The sequence below is a fragment of the Okeania sp. SIO3I5 genome, assembly GCF_010672085.1.
Taxonomy (GTDB): Bacteria; Cyanobacteriota; Cyanobacteriia; order Cyanobacteriales; family Microcoleaceae; genus Trichodesmium.
Map to the genome: position 1 here is coordinate 1 of NZ_JAAHHT010000009.1, position 24,943 is coordinate 24,943.

The window sequence follows — 24,943 nt, forward strand, 5'->3', positions numbered from 1 at the left end:
CTGGATTTGATATTACTCCTTACTCCTTACTCCTTACTCCTTACTCATTACTCATTACTCATTACTCATTACTCATTACTCATTACTCCTCAGTAATACGATAACTAATTACCCGGATTCTATATAACCCCCCTTTGGAAGCTATGCTTTATAAACATCTTTCTCTTTTCATAAAACTTGACAACATAGACAAGTTATGTTTTAGTCTTGAATCGGCTTTTTCAGAAGAAAAGTGTATTGAAAAATACACTTTTTTATCAATGTAGACAGGATTCTTCTTCCCCATCCTCCCCATCCTCCCCATCCTCCCCACCCTCCTACAAGGGTTTCAAGAGTTCCTTATAAGGGATAGCTTTGGAAGGGGGGAGGGGAGCGTCGGGAGTATGTCAAACCTAGGATAAATATTTCTTGAGGTTTTAGGCAAATGATACCAAGGGACATGATATCAACTGAGACGGCCCAAACGTGAACCAAGAAGTCCACCTGAACCGAGAGGTTTCAAACCTCAACTTCCTCAAAAGATACGCTTAGGAGTTCTACAATTTCCATTTTCCCTTACTTCGCTTTATCCCCATGCACCGAGAGACAGAGTTGCTAAGGAATGAAACCTGGGAGATTGGAGCCACACGGCCTCCGCCTGGGATGTTTTGAACCTTCATGAATATCAGAGTTATCCAGGTATTGGGACTGGCTAAACCTAAACTAGGTTGACTTAGGCCAAACGAGTCGCACAAATCTGTCAGCTATGACTAACTTGCTTCCATACCACTCACACTTGTATGTAAGTTGACGTTTGAACTCATAAAAACCACAGTTCGCGCAGCGAAATGGCCATTCGCCCCTACAGAGTTTTGGTTATGACGATGTGGTTTATTAATCTGAAAAGCACTGTAATTTAATCGGGGCAAATTGAATAAACTAAGAGTTGAGAAATATAGGAAAAATACAATTATTATACCTCTACAAAAATTATATATTCTGTTAATTACCTCACTTTTGAAGAGAGCGATTGCACAACTTTTTCTAAACTCAATAATCATGGCTTTTTATTGAGAATTTTAAAGATTTGTTCCTGACTAACTGTTTCAGTGTTTTCATCTTCTTGAATAGCGTTTTTTATGAAAATATCTTCTAAGGATTCATAAAACTTTTGTGAATAGATAGCTACTGAGAATTTAGTATTTTTTCTGTTTCTTGTAAAACCTCATTAATATTAGGATGAGTATTCGCCTTTACTCCTGCTACTAATTCCTCCATTGCCTGAGCCACATTAGGATTTGCTATTGCGGCCTTCTCCACCTCCAAAATGGCCAGACTATAATCCAAAGGTTTCTCTGGAGCTTTTTCAATAGCAGTTACAGTACCAGGAGATTCAAGTTTCAGAAATTCCAGAAACTTAGCAGTTTGATCCCAAAGTACCTCCCTATATTTAACCCAGTTTTTTCCAAAGCTTTTTTAGCAAGTATAGTAGAAACTGCCACTGTAGCTGTAGTAGCTATAGTAATAGCTTCCATAATTTCCAGCCTCCTAAAATTAGACTCAGATTTATGTTAATTGTTAGATAATATTCTAAGATATTTGATTAGATTAGAGTAAATTGAAAAAACTAATTAAACGAATTTATGAATAATCATTCTATCCAAACTAAAAAACTTAATTTCTGGACAAAATTAGCTTATGGTGCTGGCGATTTAGGTACAGCTATGTGTGTTAATATCCAGGTATTTTTCTTATTATTTTTCTTCACTAATGTTGCTGGTTTACCTGCTGGTATTGCAGGTAGTATTTTGATGATTGGAAAAATTTCTGATGCTATTAATGACCCGATAATTGGAGTGATGAGCGATCGCACTGTTCATCCTTGGGGTAGACGTTATCCTTGGATGGTTTTTGGTGCTATTCCTTTGGGGATTTTGTTTTTTTTACTATGGATAATTCCTAGTACAAATCAGTCTTTTTTATTTTGGTATTATGTAGTAATTGCTGTTCTATTTAGCATTGCTTATACTGTTGTTAATTTGCCCTACGCTGCCCTAACTCCAGAACTAACACAAGATTACAATGAACGTACGAGTTTAAATAGTTTTAGATTTGCTTTTTCTATTGGTGGTAGTATTTTTTCTTTGGTTATTGCTCAATTAATTTTTTCTATTTTCAAAGATAATCCTACTCAACAATATTTAGTCTTAGGTATAGTCTGTGGCACAATTGCTATTTTACCTATTTATTGGTGTTTTTTTGGTACTCGGAAACGCACACTTTCTAATAATACAAAACAGGAGGAAAATAATAATACTAATTTACCAATTGTTGAACAAATTCGTATAGCTTTTAGTAATCGTCCGTTTCTATTTGTTATCGGAATTTATCTATGTTCTTGGTTAGCAGTACAATTAACTGCTTCGGTTTTGCCTTACTTTGTAGTTAACTGGATGCAGCTACGTCAAGCAACTTTTCCTCAAGTAGCGATGGCTGTACAAGGTACTTCTTTAAGCATGTTATTTGTCTGGAGTTTTGTTAGTAAAAAGGTGGGTAAAAAAGCAGTTTATTTTATGGGTGTTTGTTTATGGATAATTGCTCAGGGTGGATTATTTTTTATCCAACCAGGGCAAATTGGTTTAATGTATTTTTTGGCAGTAATGGCAGGTTTTGGAATCTCAACTGCTTATTTAGTTCCTTGGTCATTGATACCAGATGTTATTGATTTAGATGAATTAAATACAGGGCAAAGAAGGGAAGGAATTTTTTATTCTTTTATGGTTTTTTTGCAAAAGATAGGATTAGCTATTGGGTTGTTTTTGGTAGGAAAAGCTTTAGATATTGCTGGATTTATTGAAACTGCTTCTGGGGAGACTCCACCTATTCAACCAGACTCAGCACTTTTAGCAATTCGGGTAGCGATCGGTCCTTTACCTACTATATTTTTAATAATTGGATTATTGTTGGCTTATTTATATCCTATTACACGAGAAGTTCATAATGAAATATTGTTGAAGTTGCGGGAAAGAAAGTAAGAATTCAGAATTTAGAATTCAGAATTTAGAATTAGGAATTTAGAATTAGGAATTTAGAATTATCTCTTCTATCATAGAAGGATTGACTAACAAGATTTTTTTCTTGGGCTTTACTTTGACTAGAAATTAATTTCACATTTCAAGGCAAAAAAGTTAATATAGCAATCCTAAATAGGTTGTCAGATTTGATGGTAGGGGTTGGTTTTTTTTCCCCAAGCGCAAAGGGATTTGGAGAGCAAATCCCTACAGTTTTTTCTCACAAATCATTTCTTATGGCTATAAATGAAATTGAAACAGTGCCAATTTATCTGCCTTTAAAGATACAGCTAAATATGGTCAAAACAATTGAAGATTATTAATTAAAAATTCAAACTTACTTCAGCATGAAGTCTAAGGTTTGGATTCAGCAATTAATAATGCAAGAGTTCTTTAATTATTAATAGGTTAGAGCCAACAGTTTTGAACTTTGAATTTTGACTTTTGAATTTAAAAATTATGCGCCCTATTTTTATCCTCATCACAATTTTTACTGCTCTATTTTCCCTCATAAGTTATCTAGGGCAATTTCACCAAATATTTGAACTAACTTCTCATTTCAAATTGCAATATTTGATAATTAGTTGCTGTACCTTATTTTTCTGGATAATAACTCGCAAAAAATTATGGATTTTTGTGAGTTTAGGCTGCATTTTGCTCAACTTATTGGTGATAGTTCCTTGGTATTTACCATCATCACAAATAATTGTTGGAGACGAGGTAAATAAAATTAGAATTTTACAGTTAAATGTGTTTATTAATAATCAGCAATATAATCGAGCGATCGCTTTAGTTAAAAAAGAAAATCCTGATGTGGCAGTTTTCCTGGAAGTTGGTGAAAAATGGGCGGAAGAATTAAAGGTTTTACGCCAGAGTTATCCTTATGTTTTTCATAACCAAGATAACCGCATATTTGGCAAACGCATATTTGGCAAATTAATTTACAGTAAAATTCCCCTAGAAAACCAAAATATAAAAATTATATCTAAGTCTTATAAAAGAACAGCTCTAGTTACTCAATTAAAAGTTCCTGGAAAACCTATTTTCTTAATCGTAACTCATCTGGCAATTCCTATTACAAAAGTTAGTTTTCAGGTGCGAAATCAAGAATTTGCAGTCTTAGCAGATTATGTCTCAAAACTTCAATCTCCGGTAATAGTAGTTGGGGATTTTAATACCAGTTTATGGTCGCCTTATTATCAACAGTTTGTGCAGAAAACAGGATTAAGAAATGGGCGACGTGGGTTTGGTATTCAACCGTCTTGGCCAACATTTTTGCCACTATTTTATATTCCTATTGATCATTGTTTAGTAAGTCCTGAAATTCAGGTTTTTAATAGTTATACTGGTAAAAATGTAGGTTCGGATCATCTACCATTAATTACAGATTTGGCTATTTTCTGATGAAACATTGTATTTCTTAGACAGTATTAAAAACTCTTTCTTCTGACTTAATACTGACAAAGGAGTTAAAACAATTTTGGTCTTGAACTTCTAATACTAGACAGTGCAAAGTTCCTAGGATAGCCATTGCTAGCAATGACTATTAGCATTCCCAAAGTTAGAAACCTGTATTCACAACTAATATATGCTTTCAACAATTAATAATGAATAATGTTGAAAAGAAGAGGATTGACTCATGCATACAATTTTTATTTATTATCCCCTATCCAAGGGGAGGCTTTAAACCAAAATTTTTCGGTAAGTATTTACCAGTAATACTTTCAGTTAGACAAGTAAGTCGTTTTTTAGAAGAACTTTGTACTCTCCAGTTCTAATAAATATCTCCAATAATAAAAAATAAAATCAATTATTGTAGGACATTCCTCTATTCCCTATTGCCTATTTCCTATTGCCTATTTCCTATTGCCTATTTCCTATTCCCTATTGCCTATTCCCAGTTAAGTGTTCCCTGTTCCCTGTTCCCTGTTCCCAGATAAAATTGAATAGGCAAAAATAGCAGCTTGAGTGCGATCGCGCAAATTTAACCTCCGCAGAATATTAGTAATATGATTTTTGACAGTTTTCTCAGAAATGTAGAGAGTTTGAGCTATTTCTCGGTTATTTGCACCGGAAGCAATTAACTGTAAAATTTCTTGTTCTCTTGGTGTTAAATCTTGCCAACTTTGGGGAGGGTTATTAACAGGAATTAAGATTTTAGAAATGACTTTTTTACCTATACCTGGTCCTAATTGTGTATAACCTTTATGTACAGATTGAATTGCCTGAGCTAATTCTTCTGAAGGTGTATCTTTTAATAAGTATCCTGCTGCTCCATATCTCAATGCTTGGGTGACATATTCTTCATCATCAAATGTGGTTAATATTAATACTTTTATTTCTGGAAAACGCTGAGAAATTTCTTTAGTAGCAGCTACTCCATCCATGATTGGCATTCGTACATCCATTAAAATTACATCTGGTTGTAAATTTTCTATTTGGTTTATTGCTGTTTCTCCATTATCCGCTTCTCCCACTATTTCTAAATTGTTTTCTAACTTTAATAAAGCTTTTAATCCACGGCGGATTAAATTTTCATCATCAACTAATAAGACTTTAATCATAATTGAGAATTGAGAATTGAGAATTGAGAATTGAGAATTGAGAATTGAGAATTTAGGTAGTCCTTTGATGATTGTGATTTATTGTGGAGAAAGGGAACACTTAACTCTTAACTGGGAACAGTAAAGTACCTTCAATTCTTAGTTTCAAAGAAATTATATTCCCTTGAAAATTTGACTTTTTTTAGGATATCACTACTTGTACACCACTACCAAAATTTAGAATTGAGAATTTAGAATTAACAATATTTAGACAAACCTGCTTTTATATAGGGTTTCCCAAGCTCTCGGAGGTACATTATAATTTAGAATTCAGAATTAACAATTAACAATTAACAATTATCTCAAGAATTTATAATTTAAAATTTAGAATTAACAATTAACAATTATCTCAAGAACTCAGAATTTAGAATTAACAATATTTAGACAAACCTGCTTTTATATAGGGTTTCCCAAGCTCTCGGAGGTACAGTTGTTTTTCTTCTTTATCTATTCCTACCGAATCAGAATTACTACTTCCTACTCCCTATTCCCAGTTAAGTGTTCCCTATTCCCTAAAACCAAAGAATTTTGTACCTCACGCTTTTGGGGAATTGCTATATTCGAGATTTATAATAAAATGTGCAATTAATTTTGCATAAACACTAATGTGTAATTAATTTTGCATAAGCACTTATGAAATACAAAAAATTTTCCTACTTATGAATTGCTCCATTTTCCCATCAATTTTTGGTATAGCTAAGAGACTGTTTGTAAAATAAATATTAAGAGAGCATCACTTGTGGCTAAAATCTAAAAGCGGTAATACTTCAAGGGATTGAAAGAAGGTAGATAGAGAAGTATTCAATACTTATGTTCCGAGACTTTTTCAGACAAATATTTGTCTTGATTGTTTTCTCCTTATTCCCTATTGCCTATTGCCTATTGCCTATTCCCTATTCCCAGTTAAGTGTTCCCAGTTAAGTGTTCCCTATCTCCTTTTTATATTTCCTGATACATTCAATCTTTAAGAAAGAATTGGTTAGGACTAATTATGAATATTAGACTAGGAAGTGTTTTTCCAACTATTCCCTGTTCTGTTCTCTATTCCCTATTCCCTGGCATAGAAAACATTAGCATATTTTATAGAAAAAAGAAACGCTTTTTTCCTCCCTATTCCCTATTCCCTAAAAGAGGGAAAATTAGCAATTATTTTACATCCTGAACCGGGGTCAGTCAAAATCTTCAAATCACCTCCTAATGCTAAAGTACGTTCTCGCATTCCCTGCAAACCAAATCCAGTAGTATTTTGTTTTAAGTTGAATCCTTTGCCATTATCTTGAACAATTAAATGTAAATTTGTGGTAGTGAAAACCTGAATTTCTACTGTAGTTGCCGAGGCATATTTATAAATATTAGTTAATGCTTCTTGCACTATACGATAAACAGCAATTTTTACTTCATAATTCAGAGAATAATTGATACTAATATTGCTTGTAGGTAAAATACCAGTAGACTTATAAAAATCTGCTATTAAATTAGTGACCGCTGATTCTAAAGATTGATTTAGCCACCAATTATCTCGTAATGCTGCCACTGAATGACGTACTTCATTTAAAGCTTTGGAACCAAGTTGTTTAGCATCTGCCAAAAATTCCATTGACTCTTCCGGTTCTGATTTTCTCAGTTTCCAAGCTGCCTCTAAACTAACATTTAAAACTGTTAAATAATGCCCTAAAGAATCGTGAATTTCTCTAGCAATTCGATTTCGTTCTTCTAGAGCGACAATGTTTTCTATTTTTCTGGCATATTGTCGTAATTTTTCATTGGCAATTGCTAGTTCTTCTCGACTTTTTCGTTCTGACATTACTGCTTTTACTAATAGTTGAAGAAAAATTATTAATAATCCAAACAGAATTATTGAGCTGAATAGAACTAAGATAAATCTTTCTCTAGCAAATAATGGTAGTCTAGTCAGTTTTTGTAATCTTTGAAGTTGAATAAGTATAAATAAAGAAAAAACAAAAATATTGATAATTATATTTTGCTTTTGCTCAAAAATAAAACAATCCCGAATCACCAAAATCAAACATAACATTGGAGATAAATGTAAACCACCCAAGAATGACATAATAATTATTAAAATAATTTCGACAGTGGTGTAAATAATTTTATGGTAACGAGATTTATTAATAGGTAAACACAGTCCCATTATGCTAAATATTATCAGGAGAGAAAGATTGATATAGAGTAGGTTTGATACTTCTGTTGTGTGAAAAAACTGTCTTCTAGGACGACCATATAAAGGGAATTTAAAAATTTGACTCAGAGCAATGATTATCAATAAAATCCATTCCAAGTACAGTAAAAAACGAATAGGATGTTTAGCTATTTTGGGAAAATTAATCATAAGTCTGTCGAGAGTTAATTTGTAAGCATTCAGCCATTAGCAGTCAGCTATCAGCTTTTCCCGCCGAATTGATTCGTATTCAGCTTTTAAAAGCAATAATTTACTAAATTTAGCTAATAACTTTTACTCTTTACAGACTAATTTATCCTTTCAAAATAGTAAATTAATAGCTGATAGCTAAAAGCTGAATGCTGAATGCTTAAGTTAATTTTGAGATAATTTTAACATTAACGATCATACTAAAATTTTCAGACCTAATTGTAGGACTAAAGTCCTAGAGAAATTTAGGACTTTTATCTCAGGTTATTTGAGAGTAAGAACTTGTAGGATAGAGTGTAGTAGAAACTCAATCAAAAAAATTGCAAATAAACACTATGAAACTTCGTTCTTTGGCTATATTATTTAGCATTAGTGCCACTATTCTTTTTGCTAATCCTTTCAAAGCTCTTGCCCAACCTCAAAATTTGAATCTGACTCCCGAACAAAAAATTCAGTGGCAAGAAATCAAGACGCAAACTAAAGCTCAAATTCAAAATATTCTCACTCCCGAACAGCAGCAACAGTTCCAAACTTTAACTTCACAAGGCCAACGAGGACGAAAAGTGATGCAGCAGTTAAATTTGTCTGAAGCACAAAAAACTCAAATGCGTGAAATCATGCAGTCATCACGTCAACAAATGGCAAATATTTTAACTGAAGAACAACGAGAGGAATTTCGTCAGAAAGATCGCGCCCAAATTGAAAATTTGAATCTGACTGCCGAACAAAAAACTCAGTGGGAAGAAATTAAGGCACAAACCAAAGTTCAAATTCAAAATATTCTCACTCGTGAACAACGAGAACAGTTTCAAACTTTAACTTCACAAGGTCAACCAGGACGGAAAGTGATGCGACAGTTAAATCTCTCTGAAGAGCAAAAAACTCAAATGCGCGAAATCATGCAGTCATCACGTCAACAAATGGCAAATATTTTAACTGAAGAACAACGAGAACAGTTGCGTCAACAAAGACAGACGAGACGACCCAGAAATCAGTAATATTATGCCCGGATGATGAATATTTGAAAAATTTTTGTTTGTAGTAGGGCTGAGCTCCCGATTGACTTAGCTGCTAAAGTCCTATATTTTAGTCGATCGCTAATATTAGTCGCTACTGCTAATTGGTTGGAGGGATGGGGGAATTGCCCCATAATCCTCTAATGTTCTAAAATATCTTTAATATATTCTCCCTAGAAAACTAACTATTCTATGCTGCTTAAAATCTCAAAAGCTTCCTCTATTAACTTGAAAGCATTTTTGAGTTTAGCAAGTGCTTTTTGTAGCATATTTTTCTTGTCAATGAAGTTAGCGACTAAGAAATATTTAAGACTGTCTTATTTACCTAAATGAATGTTTTTAGTAAGCTTATCATACTTTTTTTGGGCGCATATTTTTACCTTTTTCGCCATAAAAAAACGATTTAAAAATAGGTTTATTGGCTGAAAATTGCCAAGATTCATATACATCTGCGGGGCGTTTGGCATTGTAAATACTTAGTTATGATGAAATTGGAGCAATAATAAAGTTTTTCTGAGCGATTAGATTGGATATATCGGAATTAAGATTATTAATTAATCCTAATATCTCAACAAAATCAAGTTCATTAAAAGCAAATACTAAGGCGTTTCTTGATACTAAATATAGTAGATAAATCTCAAAATGAGAAAAAGAAGAATAGGCTTGTTGAACTTGATAATTTGTCCTTAAAGTTTCATTTAAAGCTAAGACTAAAGAAGGATTTTTACAGATAAAAGCTTGCCTTTGACTTTCTTTTATCTGTTTTAATCTGTCAATTTTAGTAAGCTCCGCTTGAGAATATTCATAGAAAAGTTTCGTCCTACTACTCCCGTTGGAAAAGAGTTGGGTGCTAAGTACGATGAATTGCTAGCTGGCGTTGCATATTTGGGAGATGAATTAGTGTGGGAGGTGTGGTCCGTGTGCATTGGAATTATAGTTTTAGAGTTTATGAAGTAAAAGATGGGATTTCCCTTTTCTACAAAGATTCATACCTTGGTTGAGCAACGCTAAATATTAAGCGTGATGGAAATTTGGGAAAGGTTCAGACTATTACTAAATATTTTGATCGGCAGATTGAAGCGATCGCTAAAATTGAAAGCTCAATAGCTGGAGATTCTAAAAGTTCTGCAATGCATACAAATTAAGGCTGCCCACGTTAGCGACGATTCAGAGTAAAGAAGCTTTGATTTTGGCTGCTCAGTCTGGAGTCAATGTAGAGAACGCCAGACACGGAAAATACTGAGAAGGCCAGAGGATTTAAAACTTTAATTGCTTTTAAAGTTATTTCCTTGACCTTAAGAAGATTATGGCCTATGCTGAAAAAGGCCAATTGTACTTAAAGAGCGATAAGTATAATTGGCCTAACCCAAATTGGAGATAAGTAAAATTTTATCTCCTTTATCTACGAGAGTGAAGAAGAATGGAAATCAGACAATATTTAGAACCAATAGCTGAAATATTCCGCAACCTTGGTGTGCCAGAACCAATTGTACATTGGGGACACCCATTAATGATGGGGATAGTTATATTTGCTATGGGTACTTTTGTTGGTTTTACCGGATGGCGTAGACGAGTAGTCACTGATGAAGCAATAGCTTTAGAAAGTGGTTCTAATCATCGGAAGATGGCGCCATTTATGTTTCTATTTATGGCATTAGGCTACACAGGTGGGGTGTTGTCTCTAGTAATGCAGGAACAAGAAATATTTGAAAGTCCTCATTTTTGGACTGGTTCAGTTGTATTAGCATTGCTGGCAGCAAACGGTTTTATTTCTCTAACAAAATTTGGTGGAAATCAAGCTGCATTACGCACTACTCATGCTTACCTGGGTAGCATAGCACTTTTTACAATGTTGATTCATACAGTGTTAGGTTTAACACTAGGTTTTGCTATCTAATATCTTGTTTATTTTATTACTAATGCAGGGGGTTTGAGAGCAGTGAGGTACAGCTAAAAGTGGGCAAGATGTCCGCAGCTAATCGCTTGCAATTGCTCAAACTTTAATATCCATTTAAGATGAAATTTGCCTGCTTTGGAGAATAAGATTTACCAATCATTATTGGCAAAAACTCCAATTTTGTAGGGGTTTGGTTACCAAACCCCTACGATGTTTAATTTTACCAATACTATAAACTTCTGCCTAAAAACACTAACCCCTTGTCTTTTAATCATCCATGATGAAATTTGCCTGCTTTGGAGAATAAGATTCACCAAGCATTATTGGCATCATTATTGGCAAAACTCCAATTTTGTAGTGGTTTGGTAACCAAACCCCTACGATGTTTAATTTTACCAATACTATAAACCTCTTCCTAAAAACACTAACCCCTTGTCTTTTAATCATCCATGTCGTGCTTTCCTTTTTCAACATGAATCAAGCTGTAGCGATCGTCATCTGCCTAGCTTACATAATGGGGCTAATATCTACCATTGTACCTTGGGGTATATATGCTGTACTAACCATAGGATTAGTATTAGCAATTATCGTACAACAAAGATATCGACAACACTTACGCAGATCAACTAAACAAATCACAACCTCTCAACAAAAAATAAAATCTGAAAACTTACTCATAAATGGTGAATTTCCAGATTCACTCTCTAAAAGAACTAGAAAATCACTGCTCAATTCAAATTGGTTGTGGATAATTGCAGGAGCGATCGCTCTGCTTGCCAGTCTTTATTTTCAATTTCGAGTACCCGAACCTACACCAAGCGACATTAGCAAAATCATTCAAATTGACGGTAAATCACAACAACAAGTAGTTACTGTTCGTGGCAGAGTTCTTTCTCTTCCCCGCAAGACTCGCTCAGAAAAAGCACAACTTTGGCTAAAGGTAGCTCAAGTGAGTGAAATAGTTGGTACTGACGGTTCGGCAAATGTACACCAAGATGTTACAGGAAAACTTTACGTCACCATACCTCTTTTACAAGCAACAGGTATTTATCCCGGTGAATTAGTGGCAATAACTGGTTCTTTATATAAACCATCATCAGCAACTAATCCTGGAGGCTTTGATTTTCGTGCTTATTTAGCTAGACAAGGTTCTTTTGCTGGGGTTGCAGGTTATAAACTTACTAAGACTAACCAACAAAGTAATAATACTTGGGGATTATATAAGATTCGACGGCGGATTATTCGCGCTCAGGTAAGTTCCTTGGGAGCGCCAGAAGGTCCTCTGGTAAGTGCAATGGTTTTAGGACGTAGAGCTGTAGATTTGTCTTATGAGCTACGAGACCAATTTGTGCAGGTGGGTTTAGCTCATGTATTGGCAGCATCGGGTTTTCATGTTTCGTTAATTTTGGGTGTAGTGCTGACTGTGACGAAAAATTTGCCTTCAGGAGCAAGATTTAGTTTTGGCATCTTGACTTTAATTATCTATGTTGGTTTGACTGGTGGTTCGCCTTCAGTATTGCGAGCAGCTTTTATGGGTTTAGCAGCTTTGCTAGCAATTGTTTCTCAACGCCAAGTTCAACCATTAGCTGCTCTGGTTGTAGCTGCTACTTTGCTTTTATTGATCGATCCTCTGTGGATTTGGGATTTAGGATTTCAGTTGAGTTTCTTGGCGACTCTGGGATTATTGGTAACAGTGCCACCTTTAATGAAACGCTTGGATTGGTTGCCCTCTGGTATTGCATCTTTAGTTGCTATTCCTATTGCTGCTTCTGTTTGGACGTTACCCTTACTACTCTCTGTGTTTTATGTGGTTTCGCCATATGCTCTTTTGGTGAATATTATTACTGCACCTCTGGTTGCTGTAATTACTTTGGGTGGATTTATTAGTGCAATGCTGGCTTTAATTTCCCCTTATGTGGGTAGCTTGAGTGCTGGAATTTTGTATTTTCCAGTTAGGATTTTGATCGAAATTGTGCAGTTTTTTAGCAAGTTGCCAGGAAATCAAGTGGCAGTAGGAGCAATGTCGGTTTATCAGTTGGTTGTGCTATATGGATTGATTTTTGCTACATGGTTTTTGAGAAGTAGACCTCTAGAAGCAAATAAAAGTAAGAAGAAAAAGTTGCCTCTGAAGTTTTGGCAGTGGAGTGTAATTTTGGCGATCGCTATTATTATTATTCCTCTCTGGTATAGTCGAACTTCTGTGTTTCAAGCTACGATTCTTGATTCATCCTCTGAACCAGTGTTTGTGGTTCAAGACCGAGGTAAAGTAACTCTACTTAATGTTGGAGATGAAAATACAGCTAGGTTTACTGTCTTACCATTTTTACGGCGACAAGGTATTAATAAAATTGATTGGTCTATTGCTCTTCATTCCCAAAAAGGTCTCAGTCGGGGTTGGTCTAATATTTTTAATAGCTTAAGAGTTAAAACTTTTTATGATGTAGAAGCTGATGATGAAAAGAATTATCAAACTAATAATCAACCAGTATTTGATGCTCTACAAAAGACTCAGACTAATTACCACACTGTGGTTAATAATCAAAATCTTGAGTTGGGTTCTACACAGATGAAATTGATTAATTCTGAGACTCCAATTGTAGAATTTATGATTCATGGCCAAAGTTGGTTATTATTGGGGTATGCTAAATTGCCCGAGCAGAGTAAGTTATTAGCAGCAAGAAGTTTTGAACAGAGTCAGGTACTTTGGTGGCCGGGAAATAAGTTGAATCCAGAGCTATTGAATATTATTCGGCCAAAAGTAGCGATCGCTTCTTCAGATTCTGTCCATCCAGATATGATTGAATTTTTTCAAGAAAATAATATTCGTATATTTTGGACAGGTCGTGATGGTGCAATTCAATGGACTCCTGTTACGGGGTTTCAAACTACTTTAGAATCAGATCAGTCTGATAGTTCTTTTCTTTGATATAGCAGGGAATAGGGAATAGGTCATTTCAGTTATCAGTTATCAGTTATCAGTTATCAGTGCCTCTAGCTGTTTCGGAGCATTCCGTAGGAAAGTTTCAGGATTGACATGGGAAATATTCTCTTTTGTTATCCCCTTAAAAGGGGAGGCTTACTACAATCTTTCGGCAATAGAATAGAAATTATAGATAAGTGTACCTTACTATATCATGTCCAGATAATCAGCGCTCAAAAAATCTTCTAACTTTAAATCTTTCTTTCCTTTTTTTCCCTTCTGTCTTCTGCCCTCTGCCTTCTGCCTTCCTTCCTACTAAGTGTAAGTATTCAAGCGGACATGATATTAACATTAGCCTGAAAAACGCTATAATTAAAAAAGTTATATTTAGCTCATCTTAATGGCCAAAGTCCCAAAAGACTTTTGACCAAAAAATCAGGTCTCAGACTTTTAACCTTAACTGAAGGTACTGATAACTGATAACTGATAACTGATAACTGAATTAGGGAGAGGTGGCAGAGTGGTCGAATGCGGCAAACTCGAAATTTGTTGAAGGGAGACCTTCCGTGGGTTCGAATCCCACCCTCTCCGTTGAAAATTATTAGACTTCTTGCAGAAGTCAGGGAATAGGGAATAGGGAATAGGGAATAGGGGAATGAAATTATTGATTTCAATTCTTGAATTGATTTAATTAAAACTTTTGCCAGAGGTCTATTTAAAATAAACTTTTCTTTGTAATTTTTCTGTTATTGCACCAAATAGACATCTCCAACAATAAAAAATAAAATCTATCCCATACGCAGAAATCATCAATTCTTTTCCCCCTACTCCCTACTCCCTATTCCCTACTCCCTCTTTTTATGAATATTGACAGAGAAATTTGGCAAACGATTGAAAAAATGCCAGAATCTCTCAAACAAGAAGTTCTACATTATGCTAAGTATTTGATAGAAAACTACTCGAAAGATAAAGATATTTCACAAGAGCAGTATCCTGTAAAAAAAACGTCGTTCAGGTATCTTAAAAGGAACGTTTGTTTTACCATTGCTTGATGATTTTGATGAACCATTAGCAGATTTTAAGGAATATATGGAATGAGTAATTTTTTGTTAGATACTCATACCTTGATCTGGTTATCTGAAAATGATTCTGTGTAAGTGTCCAGACTATTGTAAGATTAGAAGTGCTCAAAAAGCAATAAAAGGAGGAAAATATGAGCAATGGAAAAACGGTCATGTTGAGCAAATATGCTCAACATAAATATGGCATTGCTGCTGAATCTTTAGTTGATTTCGAGGTGGGAGTGAATTGTGGCTGCGCATTATTAGCGATCGCTGGAGCAGATGGAAAACTAGCAGAAGCAGAACTTCAGTGGTATATTGACGAACAGGAAATGGTGGCTGTAGACTCGGAAGCATTTCAAGAGTATATTGAAACCCTCCGAAAATTTGATTGGAAAAATGCTAACATTGAAGAACTATTGAGTGGAATCAAGTTTGATTTTCCGCTTAATTTTCGCCACTCCCTATTGTACCAAGCAATCAAGATGAGTCGAGCTGATGGGTTATACCATGAAAAAGAAAAAGCAGCAGTGGCTAAAGCAGCAGAAATTCTAGGCGTTGACAAGACTGTGGTTATTAGTCTAGAGTCGGTAGCGGAAATGGAAGAGACAGCAGATAAACTGCGGATTGCCATGTTTGAAACAAAAGCTTAATTCTGCTTTACAGCTATAGCGACTGTATATAATAGCTAGAGAGGATTTGGAGCTACTTGCCCAATGAGTAAGTGAGTAAGTGAGTAAGTGAGTAAGTTCAAATCCTCTGAAACTTTATTCAACTAGAGGTTTGATGACAATAGTTCCTGGTTGTGCAGGTCTGGGCATAGTCTTATAGTGCTTTAGACACAGGTCAATACCTTGAGCTGAAACTTCGTAGCGACTATAAAGCTCCGATAACAGAAGAGACTGCATCCGTACCGAGAAGATTCTTCCAGGACATTTACGAGGGTTTCCATGAGAGTTGATCATGCTGAAGGAATTGATATCATAGCGGTTCCCAGCAAGTATTGTATTGAAGTTTTCGCGATTAGATTTTAAAATGGCATCTATATTTGCTAAGTCAAATTGGTTGGGGTTGGGGAAAATTAACGGATCGCAGTTCGCCTGCCGACGATCGAGCCACATCATAGTGTCCTGGGGGATTATAACCGAACGCCCCTGATGGTGAAGAACAAAAGGAGCCGTTGTGCAACGCCATAGTGCTGTGGGGTTACTACCACCCAAGCGCAATGCCTCTAGTACAACTTTATCTATTAAGGATAGTTTTTCCTGATTACTACCACAACGAGCCTCGGTGACGACTCTAGCTTTAATCGTAGGTGAGGTTTCCAAAAAAGCAATAGCCCATAACAGGCTCAAAGATGTAGTCTCGTAAGTTGCTATGATTATACTGCCAAGTTCTTTCAGCTTGGCAGAGTCGAGATTATTGATTTCTGGGATTGTTAGCGATCGCTCCCAAAGAGCAAAGTGTCGCCGGATCAGGTTTGAGTCAGGAGCTGCCTCCAAGGCTTCAAAGTTGTCTGTTAGAACCTGGCGAACAAATGGAACAATAGTTTCAAAGTTGCTCATAGCCATAGGATTAACCTTACCGATCGCCTCGGAGGCAATCTCTATGAAGTCCCGTGTTACTCGACTATACTCTGTTGATGCCAAATAAGTTGTCAGGGGCGTTTGAGTAAAGTCAAGTATTCCAGGAACGAAACTATCTACATGAGCTACAAGGAAAAGTGCAAAGTCATCAAGAGCTATTTCTTGACTCACGGTACTTTTGAGGTAGTCTACAGCGTGTTTTCTCACCGCTGGTTCGATCCTGGCGACGAAATTTAGGTTACCTAGGGATCTCTCTACTGCAGCTCGCTTCCCTGGGCGAAGGGGATGGTCGTTTGGCAGAGTGCCGACAAAATCACCGAATAGCCCAGTGACTGGGTTTGTAGATGGTGTCAGAACTTTGTCGCTCATAAGGGGAGTATTCCTGTTTTGGTAAATGGCAATCTGTCCATTCAATCGGAAAGAGCATATACCCCCATTTGCATCAGCACAAGCGCTGATACCCGAAGTGCGGAAATAGTTTGATGTGGGTTCTCCTCTATCGACAGTTGCTTGACGGAAAGCATTTCCGTGGTCTTGGAAAAGATTGGGGCCAAAATGATGAGCAAGTACGCCGGGGAAAGGAGAGCTAAAATATCTAAACAGCCAAAAAGTGCCAAGTAGGCGTTCTCCCCATCTGTTTACTTGCGCCCAGAGACTCAGCCAAAGTGGTATTGGCGTTCTTGTCAGAGCATTTTCTCTTTGTTCTGAATTAGTCATGGCATCTGTTTTTCGCGAGACTACAAGTATAGATTTTTAGAATAGACATCTCTAGAAAAGAGGGAATTCTTAACACTTAACTGGGAACAGGAAGAAATAATTGATAATTTGCAGATAATAATTGATTTTATTTTTGATTTTGGGAGATGTCTAATTATCAAAGTTAAGTGGCTATTTAGGCATAGTTACCGCTTCTTAAAATGGAGAGATACTACTATTAATTGCTTAATCTCTTCAAAAAGCTCTGGATAATCTCCGTTAACGATCTCAGCTAAGGTGCTGAATGTTCCTGGGTATACCATGACCGAAAACCCACGCCTTTGAAGACAGGCGAAAATAGCAAACTCTTCTAAGAAGTAGTCACAAGATCGGCGAATGCGATACTCTAGCAAGGCATCGCTAATGTTGGAAGATTGCCTCATCTGATAGTTGCGACTGAATCCTTCAACTGAGGCTCGAAATTTAGCGTTGCTTTCAAAAAACATCTGGAGACATTGAAAAAAATGTGCATAATCCTCCCAGGTCTGAATTTCATTGCAAGTCTTGAAGGTGAATTGAGTCTTCTCTCCAAAGCCATTGAAAATATGTTCCTGTTCCCGAAGGAAAGTACGACCAATTTCCAGAGCTTCAATGAGTGCTGTTTCTGGAGCTAGCGATCGCGTTATTTCTATATTGATACGGTGAATGCTGTCTCCAACCAACACTAGGCAATGAGAAAACCTCCGAGAAATCCATTCAACCATTGCTTTGAGCTTTGCTGGTTGAAAATTACTGTTCTCAAGACTTACTCCTAAAAAAGAGGAATCAAATTGTTCAAAATTATTCCTGGCTGATAGAGGAGTCACAGAATCTATTTTAGTTCGGTATTGGGTTCGAGTAATTATTTCTGACGTTGGAGATTTAGAGTTATTTAATTGCTCTAAATGGGATAACAAAGAAGCTATAAACATTATTTATGAGAATTTATGAGACAAATAAATCACTGAATATGGAGATTTCTAATTAGGGCTTGCTGATTAACCTGCAAATCATTTACAGATAAAGACTTGAGGATTTTTTAAAGAATTATATCATGTTCGGTTGAATACTTATATAGCACTACGCATTAAGGTTAGGACATTTCTAAATCCTGTTTGCGGAGCATTCCGTAGGAAAAGCCTTTGACAGTTCACTATTCCCTATTCCCTATTCCCTATTCCCTTTTCAAGTAGCGCTATAAATAATTATCAAGGAGTCAGGAGTCAGAATTTCTGGAGAAAGGAGCCAGGAGTCAGAATTTCTGGAGAAAGGAGTCACGAAAAAAGTAGAAGTATAATATCTTTTCCCTACTCTCAGCAGCTCAAATTTTATTTATAACTGATTATCCGAACATGATATTACACATAATTTGTCTATGCGTGTCAAATTTTATGTTAAGAAAGATGTTTATAAAGCATAGCTTTTTAAGGGGGACGGGGGGATTTAAAACTGTACCTCTTATGTTAGAGAACTGCTATATTTAGGATTACTATAGTTGAGAAATTGACCAAGAGCAGTATGAAATTCTGCCAAGAATGACATTGACAAAAAACTTTTAATTTCTACTGCTATTGTTTGACCATCTTTTTCCGCACCAATAGCTCGTTACCCACCTATATCAATATATAAAGATATTTTAGTGCTAGGCTTTATAAATAGAGGATCGTCTGTAATTTTCCAACTGTCTTTAATTAGGGAAACAGAAAATCATAACTGACAGAGCAAAAGCCAAAATCTTGGGCAAACCGATAGAGTTCTTAATTTTATTCATGGTAATTGTCTTTCTTTTTGTACCTAACTAATATTATGGATAATAGGCATTTTATGTCAAGTAGATTTATTGATAGAGAAGAAAAACAAAACTTTTAATTCAATTGAATTGTGGTACACCTAATTTAATAAGTTAATCTTAACAATAGCTCCCCGACTCCCAAACTTTCCTTTTTATTTCTTGTAAACCAAAAATCCAATAATTGTATCCATAAGCGCTTCTGGTTCATCAACTCGAATTAAATGACCGCTATTTTCAAAGATTCTTAAATCTGCATTGGGAATAGCTGCAGCAATTTCTTCTGATAATTCTGGCGGACAAATCCAATCATGTTTTCCTGCTATTACTAATGTCGGAGCAGTAATTTTATGTAGTTTATCCAACACATTGTAAGAACGTAAAAAACCGCCGAAAGCAACATTAATCGCATCAAAAGATAATATAGTTCGATTCCAACTTTTTCCTGGTGTTTCTGGTTGATAGGCAATTGAATACATAGGCATCATCACCTGAAAATACTCTTTTAGTTGCGCCTCATTCTCAAATTTACCATCCCATAAAAGTTGAGCGATCGCTTGTTGTTCTTTTGTTCCTTTTTCAGCTAGATTAACTTTGGCTAATTCCAAAAATCGAGAACTTCCAGCAGTAGCAATGACGATTAAAGATTGAACATTTTCTGGATAACGCACTGCATAACTAAGGGCAACCATTCCACCATAAGAAGTACCAATAATTACTATTTTTTCTAACCCTAAATATTGGCGTAATGCCTCCATATCTTCCACATTATTTTCTAGGGTATAAGTTTCTTTTGCTCCCCTTGCCGATCGCCCTTGTCCCCGGTGGTCAAAATATACTAATTGTAATTTTTCACTGAGACGAGAAAAAGTTGGTTTATAAGAAGTATGGTCTGCACCTGGACCGCCATGAATTACAAAAGCAACCGGTTTTTCTCTCATGCGATCGCCATCTGGAACTAGGGCAGCACCTTCAATATCAAAATAGATTTCTGTATCTCGTATTTTGGCTCGCATTTTTTTCAAAAATAACTCATTAGTAATTTAGAATTCAGAATTTAGAATTATTTCTACCAGAGCATTTCCTAATAATTCTGAATTTTGATAAATTGTTAGTAAAATTTGCTTGATAAAATTACCGAAAAATTAAGCTATAAAGCCTCTCCATTCATGGAGAAAAAAGAATTTTTTTCTTTTAACCCAATCCTTCTATTACAGAAGAGGTAATTATTAATTATTAATTGTTAATTATTAATTATTTAACCAGCCACACAACTTTAAAATTATCTCAAATCTGAGCCTTGGAAAATACTCGTACTTTCAATATTTTTCTACTCAAAAACTTTCAATTAAATTGAATTGTGATACACCAAGTTTAAGCTATACATACTCTAAGTCTATAGAAATTTATTTCTTGGTTTTTGCTGTATTTTGTAAATGTAGCAGTCACCAGGTTATAATTTAGAATTATCTATACTAGAGCATCTCCTAAGAATTCTGAATTTAGTAACAGGAACAGTTTTACTTCTTTACGTCGCTTTACGTCACCAATCCGACGGCTCCCCTATCTGACTTCAAGCATAAATACTACCTAATCTTATTTTCCTTGATAGATAATTTGCTCCTTCTGTATAACCAGACCATTAATTGCCATACTAAAAGAACTATCTCTCACCATAAAAGTTTTATTACCATGAATTGCCAAATATCCTTGGTTAAATTCTACAGGTAACTCTAAAACTTGATTCGGATTAGATTTTCTGCCAGCAATTAACATTAATTTTCCGTTTGGTTGACGACAAATATTGGCAAAATAGTTCTTTGATTCAAAATAATTTACCTCAGACCAGTTTACGCCACGTTGAGAACAAATACGCTTATCATTGCGGTCGGATTCAGCTAATAATATTGTGTTTTGCTTTACTTCTAGATTGTTGCTAGATGCTAGAACCTTAGATGAAAATGTAGATAAAAGAAATACAGTCATGGTAAACAGCCCTAATTTTAAGAACTGTTGATTAGTCTTGACAAAATTCACAGTTTAGTCCTCTAGTCAATAAATAAATTAGCTCGTTCTATGATACATCATCAGAGCCAGAAAATTAATATTTTATTAAATCTATAGAATTTGACTATAGAATTTGATAAAAATCCTATCTGGCAAAGGTTTGATGCTAATGTCAGTCAAAATAAGTCTGATGACAGATTTATTTACTTGATGGTCTTATATTTAGTAGTAAGATATACCTATAAAATCTGTATTTTTAAACTTTATTTAAAGAAAAATTAATAGTTCTACTACCTCTCTTGACATATTTTTTTAGAAAATTGACTACATACATATATAACTTCTTCTTCATTGATAGTCTTAGCATTTTTTACAATACTAAAAGTAGCACCTGTTACAATATATGTAATATCTCCATCTTCGGCAACATATCCGGTTCCTTCTTCGGCTATTGCAGCTATCTTAATAGTATCTTCAGGGTTAGTTTTCGGACCACCAATATAAATTAATTTACCATTCGGTTTTTGACAAATATTTACAAAAAAATTAGCTGTTTCTATGTAAAAATTTTCAACTAAAGGTGGATTTTGTTGTGAACATATCCGCCAATCAGCTCGCGATAATTTAGCTAATAATATAGAATTTTTATCTGTTCCTCCAGGGTTAATATGGGGAGTGTGGGAAGTGTAGGGAGAAACTACAACTAGAGGGATTGAATTAACTATTTGGGAGACTGAATCAATTAATAATATAAAAAATGGCGCAAAAGCGAATATTATAAATTTACTGAAAGATTGATTAAGTTGTACAAAATTCATAATTTTTGGATTAATATCTAATACTAAATATAGCAATCCTCTAATATATTTGTGTATAAAAATCTTACCGCTTTTAGGGAACAGGGAACACTTAACTGGGAACAGATGGGAATTTAGTCTTTTTTATCTACTTTTTGATTACCCGCAACATAAGTGCGGATTGCTATATCAATTATCAATTATCCATTATCAATTATTTCCTATGCCTTACAAAATGAACCGTTGTGCCTACGCCACAACTTATAGGCCAACAGTAGGCGATCGCATCCGTCTAGCAGACACAGAATTATTTATAGAAGTTGAACAAGACTACACCAGTTATGGCGATGAAGTCAAATTTGGTGGAAGCAAAGTCATCCGCGATGGTATGGGGAGGAGTCATTGCTTACAGCGCTTTTCAGTTGAGTAGACCACAAAACTCTTGTAGGAGTAAGGAGTAAGGAGTAAGGAGTAAGGAGTAAGGAGTAAGGAGTAAGGAGTAAGGAGTAAGGAGTAAGGAGTAAGGAGTAAGGAGTAAGGAGTAAGGAGTAAGGAGTAAGGAGTAAGGAGTAAGGAGGTAGGGACGTTGCATAAGGGCGTCCGTACGGAGTCAAAGGCTAGTTTCAAATAGAGATCTCCAAAAATCAAAAATGAAATCAATTCAAGACCTGAAATCAACAATTTCATTCCCTATTCCCTATTCCCTCACAGGAGTGCGCGTTCCGCAAGCGAGCTGTCTTCGTCGCGGGGTCGCACCGCTATTCCCTATTCCCTGACAACTGCCACGAAGTCTAATGAATACAAATCTTCCCGGACTGCCTCCCGATGATTACAACTGTGGTCTATCCAGCATGAAAACTGCTATATGCTCAAGTGGGAGATGCAAATGCAAGTATTTCTACTCCCCAACCAGTAATGATGGAGCCAATGTTTGGTAGTTTTGGGGGAGCGATCGCTGCTACTTCTTTGACTATGGATAAAGAAACGGGAAAATCTTGCGGTAAAGCTAGCAAAATTATCCCCTGCTCCCTGCTCCCTGCTCCCCTGCTCCCCCTCTACCTTAGCCAAGAATGAAACAGCCCTGCTTTCACGCTGGGGTAGGGGGGATGCCTTCTGCCCTACCTCCTCATGCATTTTAAGTATTTAACCGAACATGATATTACGCACGATTGCGGCAGCTATATCGCTACCTTCATGCAACAAAGCCATTGTTAATTATTAATTATTGAAACTGCTTCCACAGTTTCTTTCAGCAGTGGAAAGTTAAGATTTTCCCGTTGTGCTAAGTAAAGTTGACCTACTTGGCGTGCTAAATTGCGAATTCTGCCAATATAACGAGTGCGTTCGGTGACAGAGATTACTCCTCTAGCATCAAGTAAATTAAAACTGTGGGAACATTTGAGAACGTAGTCGAGACTAGGTAGGACTAATTCTTGTTTTATGAGTTGTTGAGCTTCTTGTTCATAGAGACCAAATAAAGTAAACAGAAACTCAGGATTAGATGCCTCAAAATTGTAGGTACATTGTTCAATTTCTCCCTGAAGGTAAACGTCTCCATAAGTGACATTATCAGTCCAAGCTATTTTAGCGATCGCATCAACTTCCTGGAGATACATGGCCAGGCGTTCTAAACCATAAGTGATTTCGATACATACTGGTCGGCAATCTATACTACCACATTGTTGAAAGTAGGTAAATTGGGTGACTTCCATACCATCGAGCCAAACTTCCCAACCAACACCCCAAGCACCCAGAGTGGGCGACTCCCAGTTGTCTTCTACAAATCGAATATCATGATCTTCTGGACGAACACCCAGAGCGCGGAGAGAGTCAAGATAAACATCTTGAATATTATTAGGAGAGGGTTTAATTAAGACTTGATATTGATAGTAGTGTTGAAAACGATTTGGGTTTTCCCCATAACGTCCATCGGTAGGGCGACGACAGGGTTCAACGTAGGCAACTGACCAAGGTTCAGGACCGATCGCCCGCAGAAAGGTATGGGGATTCATTGTACCTGCTCCTTTTTCTGTATCATAAGGTTGAGCGATGAGACAGCCGCGATCGCTCCAGAATTTATTTAAGGTAGCTATGACTGATTGGAAGTTCACTTACTTTTTTTAGGTCTTGAGTTTAACTGAAATCAGGACATTTTTGGGATATCAGGAGCTAAAATGCTCTTTTAATTTTTCCCATTCATCATATTGTCTAACATAAAACTATTTTCTTGTCAACCAGAAAAAAAAATAGATTTTTTACTATAATTTAATTAGGAATCAAAAGAGGTAATTAATAATGATTACATCGCCAGTTGTTGTGCAAAAATCAACAGAATATACTCTAGAAGATTGGGTACAAAATCTTCCTGAAAAGAAAGAATGGGTTAACGGGCAATTATTGGAGAAAAATGGCATGACTCTTAAGCATAGTCTAATTCAAGTAAATCTTTCCTCTTATTGGAAAAATTATAAAGACTCTAGTGGGCAAGGTGGAAAAGTTTATAGTGATGTACCTTGTCGCACAAACAAACAAGGGCGTTACCCTGATGTTGCTTATCTGACTCCTGAATTAGAGACAGAATTTGGCAATGAAAAAGTCTTACCTCAAAGTTTTCCTTTAAGTGCTGAAATTGTTTCTCCTACAGATTTAGCTGAAGATGTTATTGCCAAAGCACAAGAATATTTAGAGTCTGGATCTGAAGAAGTTTGGTTAGTATTTCCTGAGAATAAATGGGTAATTGTTCTGACTGAAGAATCAAGACTTATTTTTATTTCTGGGCAAGTTGTTAATACTCAAAAAATTTTACATGGTTTTAGTATTCCGGTAGATGAGTTATTAGCTTAATAGCAATTGTTTGATAAGCATTCAGCTATTAGCATTCAGCATTCAGCTTTTAAATGTAATAATTTACTAAAGTTAACTAATGGATTTTTATTTCCTGCGGAATGGTGCGCAAACATAAGTTTTAATTTGATTTGAAGACTAATTCCTCCTTTGGTGTGATAGTAAATTCATAATTCATAGCAGACGACTGAATGCTTAAATTGTTTTTTTGATTCTTTGTGCGATAATTTAATTGTCAATAATAAAGAGGTA

The 24,943-nt window shown here is 35.7% G+C and carries 23 protein-coding genes, 1 tRNA gene and 2 pseudogenes; 12 read left to right on the plus strand and 14 right to left on the minus strand.

Annotated elements, in window-relative coordinates; genetic code table 11:
* Nucleotides 1-732: 732 nt before the first annotated feature.
* The 3 genes and pseudogenes from F6K40_RS41555 to F6K40_RS03530 form a co-directional block, all read right to left on the minus strand.
* Nucleotides 733-819: pseudogene (locus F6K40_RS41555) on the minus strand (zinc ribbon domain-containing protein); the annotation flags it as partial.
* A 345-nt stretch (nucleotides 820-1,164) separates the two neighbouring features.
* Nucleotides 1,165-1,326, minus strand: coding sequence for a hypothetical protein (locus F6K40_RS03525; protein ID WP_293131472.1), 162 nt, complete (start codon nucleotides 1,324-1,326; stop codon nucleotides 1,165-1,167).
* A gap of 53 nt (nucleotides 1,327-1,379) precedes the next feature.
* Nucleotides 1,380-1,514, minus strand: coding sequence for a hypothetical protein (locus tag F6K40_RS03530; protein WP_293131475.1), 135 nt, complete (start codon nucleotides 1,512-1,514; stop codon nucleotides 1,380-1,382).
* 108 nt (nucleotides 1,515-1,622) lie between these two features.
* Between F6K40_RS03530 and F6K40_RS03535 the strand changes: the two genes are divergently transcribed.
* Nucleotides 1,623-3,014, plus strand: a complete 1,392-nt coding sequence (locus tag F6K40_RS03535; RefSeq protein WP_293131478.1) for an MFS transporter — start codon at nucleotides 1,623-1,625, stop codon at nucleotides 3,012-3,014.
* Between the two features lie 672 nt (nucleotides 3,015-3,686).
* Complete coding sequence (locus F6K40_RS03540; RefSeq protein WP_293131481.1) at nucleotides 3,687-4,454, plus strand: endonuclease/exonuclease/phosphatase family protein; 768 nt, start codon at nucleotides 3,687-3,689, stop codon at nucleotides 4,452-4,454.
* 497 nt (nucleotides 4,455-4,951) lie between these two features.
* On the opposite strand, the gene F6K40_RS03545 is transcribed toward F6K40_RS03540, so the two are convergent.
* Complete coding sequence (locus tag F6K40_RS03545) at nucleotides 4,952-5,614, minus strand: response regulator (RefSeq protein ID WP_293131484.1); 663 nt, start codon at nucleotides 5,612-5,614, stop codon at nucleotides 4,952-4,954.
* Nucleotides 5,615-6,770: 1,156 nt separating this feature from the next.
* Nucleotides 6,771-7,802 (minus strand): sensor histidine kinase, encoded by a 1,032-nt coding sequence (locus F6K40_RS03550; RefSeq protein WP_293131487.1) that lies wholly within the window; start codon nucleotides 7,800-7,802, stop codon nucleotides 6,771-6,773.
* 572 nt (nucleotides 7,803-8,374) lie between these two features.
* On the opposite strand from F6K40_RS03550, the gene F6K40_RS03555 reads away from it, so the two are divergent.
* From F6K40_RS03555 to F6K40_RS03565, 3 genes are all read left to right on the plus strand, one after another.
* Nucleotides 8,375-9,037: a Spy/CpxP family protein refolding chaperone gene (locus F6K40_RS03555; RefSeq protein ID WP_293131490.1), complete on the plus strand. Its 663-nt coding sequence runs from the start codon at nucleotides 8,375-8,377 to the stop codon at nucleotides 9,035-9,037.
* 810 nt (nucleotides 9,038-9,847) lie between these two features.
* Entirely contained in the window at nucleotides 9,848-10,012 is a 165-nt protein-coding gene (locus tag F6K40_RS03560) for a hypothetical protein (RefSeq protein WP_293131493.1), read from the plus strand.
* A gap of 463 nt (nucleotides 10,013-10,475) precedes the next feature.
* Nucleotides 10,476-10,952 (plus strand): DUF4079 domain-containing protein, encoded by a 477-nt coding sequence (locus F6K40_RS03565; protein ID WP_293131496.1) that lies wholly within the window; start codon nucleotides 10,476-10,478, stop codon nucleotides 10,950-10,952.
* Nucleotides 10,953-11,219: 267 nt separating this feature from the next.
* On the opposite strand, the gene F6K40_RS03570 is transcribed toward F6K40_RS03565, so the two are convergent.
* On the minus strand, nucleotides 11,220-11,351 hold the full coding sequence (locus F6K40_RS03570; protein ID WP_293131499.1) for a hypothetical protein: 132 nt from the start codon (nucleotides 11,349-11,351) through the stop codon (nucleotides 11,220-11,222).
* Nucleotides 11,352-11,424: 73 nt separating this feature from the next.
* Between F6K40_RS03570 and F6K40_RS03575 the strand changes: the two genes are divergently transcribed.
* The 5 genes from F6K40_RS03575 to F6K40_RS03595 all read left to right on the plus strand — a co-directional run bounded on the left by F6K40_RS03575 (nucleotide 11,425) and on the right by F6K40_RS03595 (nucleotide 15,586).
* On the plus strand, nucleotides 11,425-13,878 hold the full coding sequence (locus F6K40_RS03575) for a ComEC/Rec2 family competence protein (protein ID WP_293131502.1): 2,454 nt from the start codon (nucleotides 11,425-11,427) through the stop codon (nucleotides 13,876-13,878).
* Between the two features lie 500 nt (nucleotides 13,879-14,378).
* Nucleotides 14,379-14,463 (plus strand) — tRNA-Ser (locus F6K40_RS03580).
* A 308-nt stretch (nucleotides 14,464-14,771) separates the two neighbouring features.
* A complete protein-coding gene (locus F6K40_RS03585; RefSeq protein WP_293131505.1) occupies nucleotides 14,772-14,924 on the plus strand; it encodes a DUF2281 domain-containing protein in 153 nt (50 codons plus the stop codon).
* The gene (locus F6K40_RS03590) at nucleotides 14,890-14,970 is read left to right on the plus strand and encodes a hypothetical protein (RefSeq protein ID WP_293131623.1); all 81 of its coding nucleotides are present in this window, start codon (nucleotides 14,890-14,892) and stop codon (nucleotides 14,968-14,970) included. The genes F6K40_RS03585 and F6K40_RS03590 overlap by 35 nt, the downstream gene beginning before the upstream one ends.
* Before the next feature lie 115 nt (nucleotides 14,971-15,085).
* Nucleotides 15,086-15,586: a TerB family tellurite resistance protein gene (locus tag F6K40_RS03595; protein ID WP_293131508.1), complete on the plus strand. Its 501-nt coding sequence runs from the start codon at nucleotides 15,086-15,088 to the stop codon at nucleotides 15,584-15,586.
* Between the two features lie 114 nt (nucleotides 15,587-15,700).
* Here F6K40_RS03595 and F6K40_RS03600 read toward each other — a convergent pair whose 3' ends face one another.
* The 6 genes from F6K40_RS03600 to F6K40_RS03620 all read right to left on the minus strand — a co-directional run bounded on the left by F6K40_RS03600 (nucleotide 15,701) and on the right by F6K40_RS03620 (nucleotide 21,868).
* On the minus strand, nucleotides 15,701-17,236 hold the full coding sequence (locus tag F6K40_RS03600) for a cytochrome P450 (protein ID WP_293131510.1): 1,536 nt from the start codon (nucleotides 17,234-17,236) through the stop codon (nucleotides 15,701-15,703).
* 185 nt (nucleotides 17,237-17,421) lie between these two features.
* Nucleotides 17,422-18,186, minus strand: coding sequence for a tRNA-dependent cyclodipeptide synthase (locus F6K40_RS03605; protein WP_293131512.1), 765 nt, complete (start codon nucleotides 18,184-18,186; stop codon nucleotides 17,422-17,424).
* A gap of 526 nt (nucleotides 18,187-18,712) precedes the next feature.
* Nucleotides 18,713-18,853, minus strand: a complete 141-nt coding sequence (locus tag F6K40_RS40600; RefSeq protein ID WP_365670039.1) for an element excision factor XisH family protein — start codon at nucleotides 18,851-18,853, stop codon at nucleotides 18,713-18,715.
* A 345-nt stretch (nucleotides 18,854-19,198) separates the two neighbouring features.
* A complete protein-coding gene (locus F6K40_RS03610) occupies nucleotides 19,199-20,059 on the minus strand; it encodes an alpha/beta fold hydrolase (protein WP_293131514.1) in 861 nt (286 codons plus the stop codon).
* A 580-nt stretch (nucleotides 20,060-20,639) separates the two neighbouring features.
* Nucleotides 20,640-21,029, minus strand: coding sequence for a hypothetical protein (locus F6K40_RS03615; protein ID WP_293131516.1), 390 nt, complete (start codon nucleotides 21,027-21,029; stop codon nucleotides 20,640-20,642).
* 311 nt (nucleotides 21,030-21,340) lie between these two features.
* Nucleotides 21,341-21,868: a hypothetical protein gene (locus F6K40_RS03620; RefSeq protein WP_293131518.1), complete on the minus strand. Its 528-nt coding sequence runs from the start codon at nucleotides 21,866-21,868 to the stop codon at nucleotides 21,341-21,343.
* A gap of 202 nt (nucleotides 21,869-22,070) precedes the next feature.
* Here F6K40_RS03620 and ureC point away from each other — a divergent pair.
* A pseudogene (ureC, locus tag F6K40_RS03625) lies at nucleotides 22,071-22,247 on the plus strand (urease subunit alpha); the annotation flags it as partial.
* A gap of 469 nt (nucleotides 22,248-22,716) precedes the next feature.
* On the opposite strand, the gene F6K40_RS03630 reads toward ureC, so the two are convergent.
* Together F6K40_RS03630 and glyQ are read right to left on the minus strand one after the other, a co-directional pair.
* The gene (locus F6K40_RS03630; protein WP_293131521.1) at nucleotides 22,717-22,860 is read right to left on the minus strand and encodes a hypothetical protein; all 144 of its coding nucleotides are present in this window, start codon (nucleotides 22,858-22,860) and stop codon (nucleotides 22,717-22,719) included.
* 198 nt (nucleotides 22,861-23,058) lie between these two features.
* Nucleotides 23,059-23,958 carry a glycine--tRNA ligase subunit alpha gene (gene glyQ, locus F6K40_RS03635; protein ID WP_293131524.1) on the minus strand — a complete coding sequence of 300 codons (900 nt, stop codon included), beginning with the start codon at nucleotides 23,956-23,958 and terminating at the stop codon, nucleotides 23,059-23,061.
* Nucleotides 23,959-24,142: 184 nt separating this feature from the next.
* On the opposite strand from glyQ, the gene F6K40_RS03640 reads away from it, so the two are divergent.
* A complete protein-coding gene (locus tag F6K40_RS03640) occupies nucleotides 24,143-24,691 on the plus strand; it encodes a Uma2 family endonuclease (RefSeq protein WP_293131527.1) in 549 nt (182 codons plus the stop codon).
* The last annotated feature ends 252 nt before the right edge of the window (nucleotides 24,692-24,943 follow it).

Excerpts from the sequence above, each read along its gene's own strand:
- F6K40_RS03620 (WP_293131518.1), bottom strand. The coding sequence starts at position 21,868 with ATGAATTTTGTACAACTTAATCAATCTTTCAGTAAATTTATAATATTC.
- F6K40_RS03545 (WP_293131484.1), bottom strand. The coding sequence starts at position 5,614 with ATGATTAAAGTCTTATTAGTTGATGATGAAAATTTAATCCGCCGTGGA.
- F6K40_RS03565 (WP_293131496.1), top strand. The coding sequence starts at position 10,476 with ATGGAAATCAGACAATATTTAGAACCAATAGCTGAAATATTCCGCAAC.
- F6K40_RS03550 (WP_293131487.1), bottom strand. The coding sequence starts at position 7,802 with ATGGGACTGTGTTTACCTATTAATAAATCTCGTTACCATAAAATTATT.
- F6K40_RS03575 (WP_293131502.1), top strand. The coding sequence starts at position 11,425 with ATGAATCAAGCTGTAGCGATCGTCATCTGCCTAGCTTACATAATGGGG.
- F6K40_RS03585 (WP_293131505.1), top strand. The coding sequence starts at position 14,772 with ATGCCAGAATCTCTCAAACAAGAAGTTCTACATTATGCTAAGTATTTG.
- F6K40_RS03530 (WP_293131475.1), bottom strand. The coding sequence starts at position 1,514 with ATGGAAGCTATTACTATAGCTACTACAGCTACAGTGGCAGTTTCTACT.
- F6K40_RS03640 (WP_293131527.1), top strand. The coding sequence starts at position 24,143 with ATGATTACATCGCCAGTTGTTGTGCAAAAATCAACAGAATATACTCTA.
- F6K40_RS03535 (WP_293131478.1), top strand. The coding sequence starts at position 1,623 with ATGAATAATCATTCTATCCAAACTAAAAAACTTAATTTCTGGACAAAA.
- F6K40_RS03610 (WP_293131514.1), bottom strand. The coding sequence starts at position 20,059 with ATGCGAGCCAAAATACGAGATACAGAAATCTATTTTGATATTGAAGGT.
- F6K40_RS03600 (WP_293131510.1), bottom strand. The coding sequence starts at position 17,236 with ATGACTAATTCAGAACAAAGAGAAAATGCTCTGACAAGAACGCCAATA.
- F6K40_RS03595 (WP_293131508.1), top strand. The coding sequence starts at position 15,086 with ATGAGCAATGGAAAAACGGTCATGTTGAGCAAATATGCTCAACATAAA.
- F6K40_RS03605 (WP_293131512.1), bottom strand. The coding sequence starts at position 18,186 with ATGTTTATAGCTTCTTTGTTATCCCATTTAGAGCAATTAAATAACTCT.
- F6K40_RS03555 (WP_293131490.1), top strand. The coding sequence starts at position 8,375 with ATGAAACTTCGTTCTTTGGCTATATTATTTAGCATTAGTGCCACTATT.
- F6K40_RS03615 (WP_293131516.1), bottom strand. The coding sequence starts at position 21,029 with ATGACTGTATTTCTTTTATCTACATTTTCATCTAAGGTTCTAGCATCT.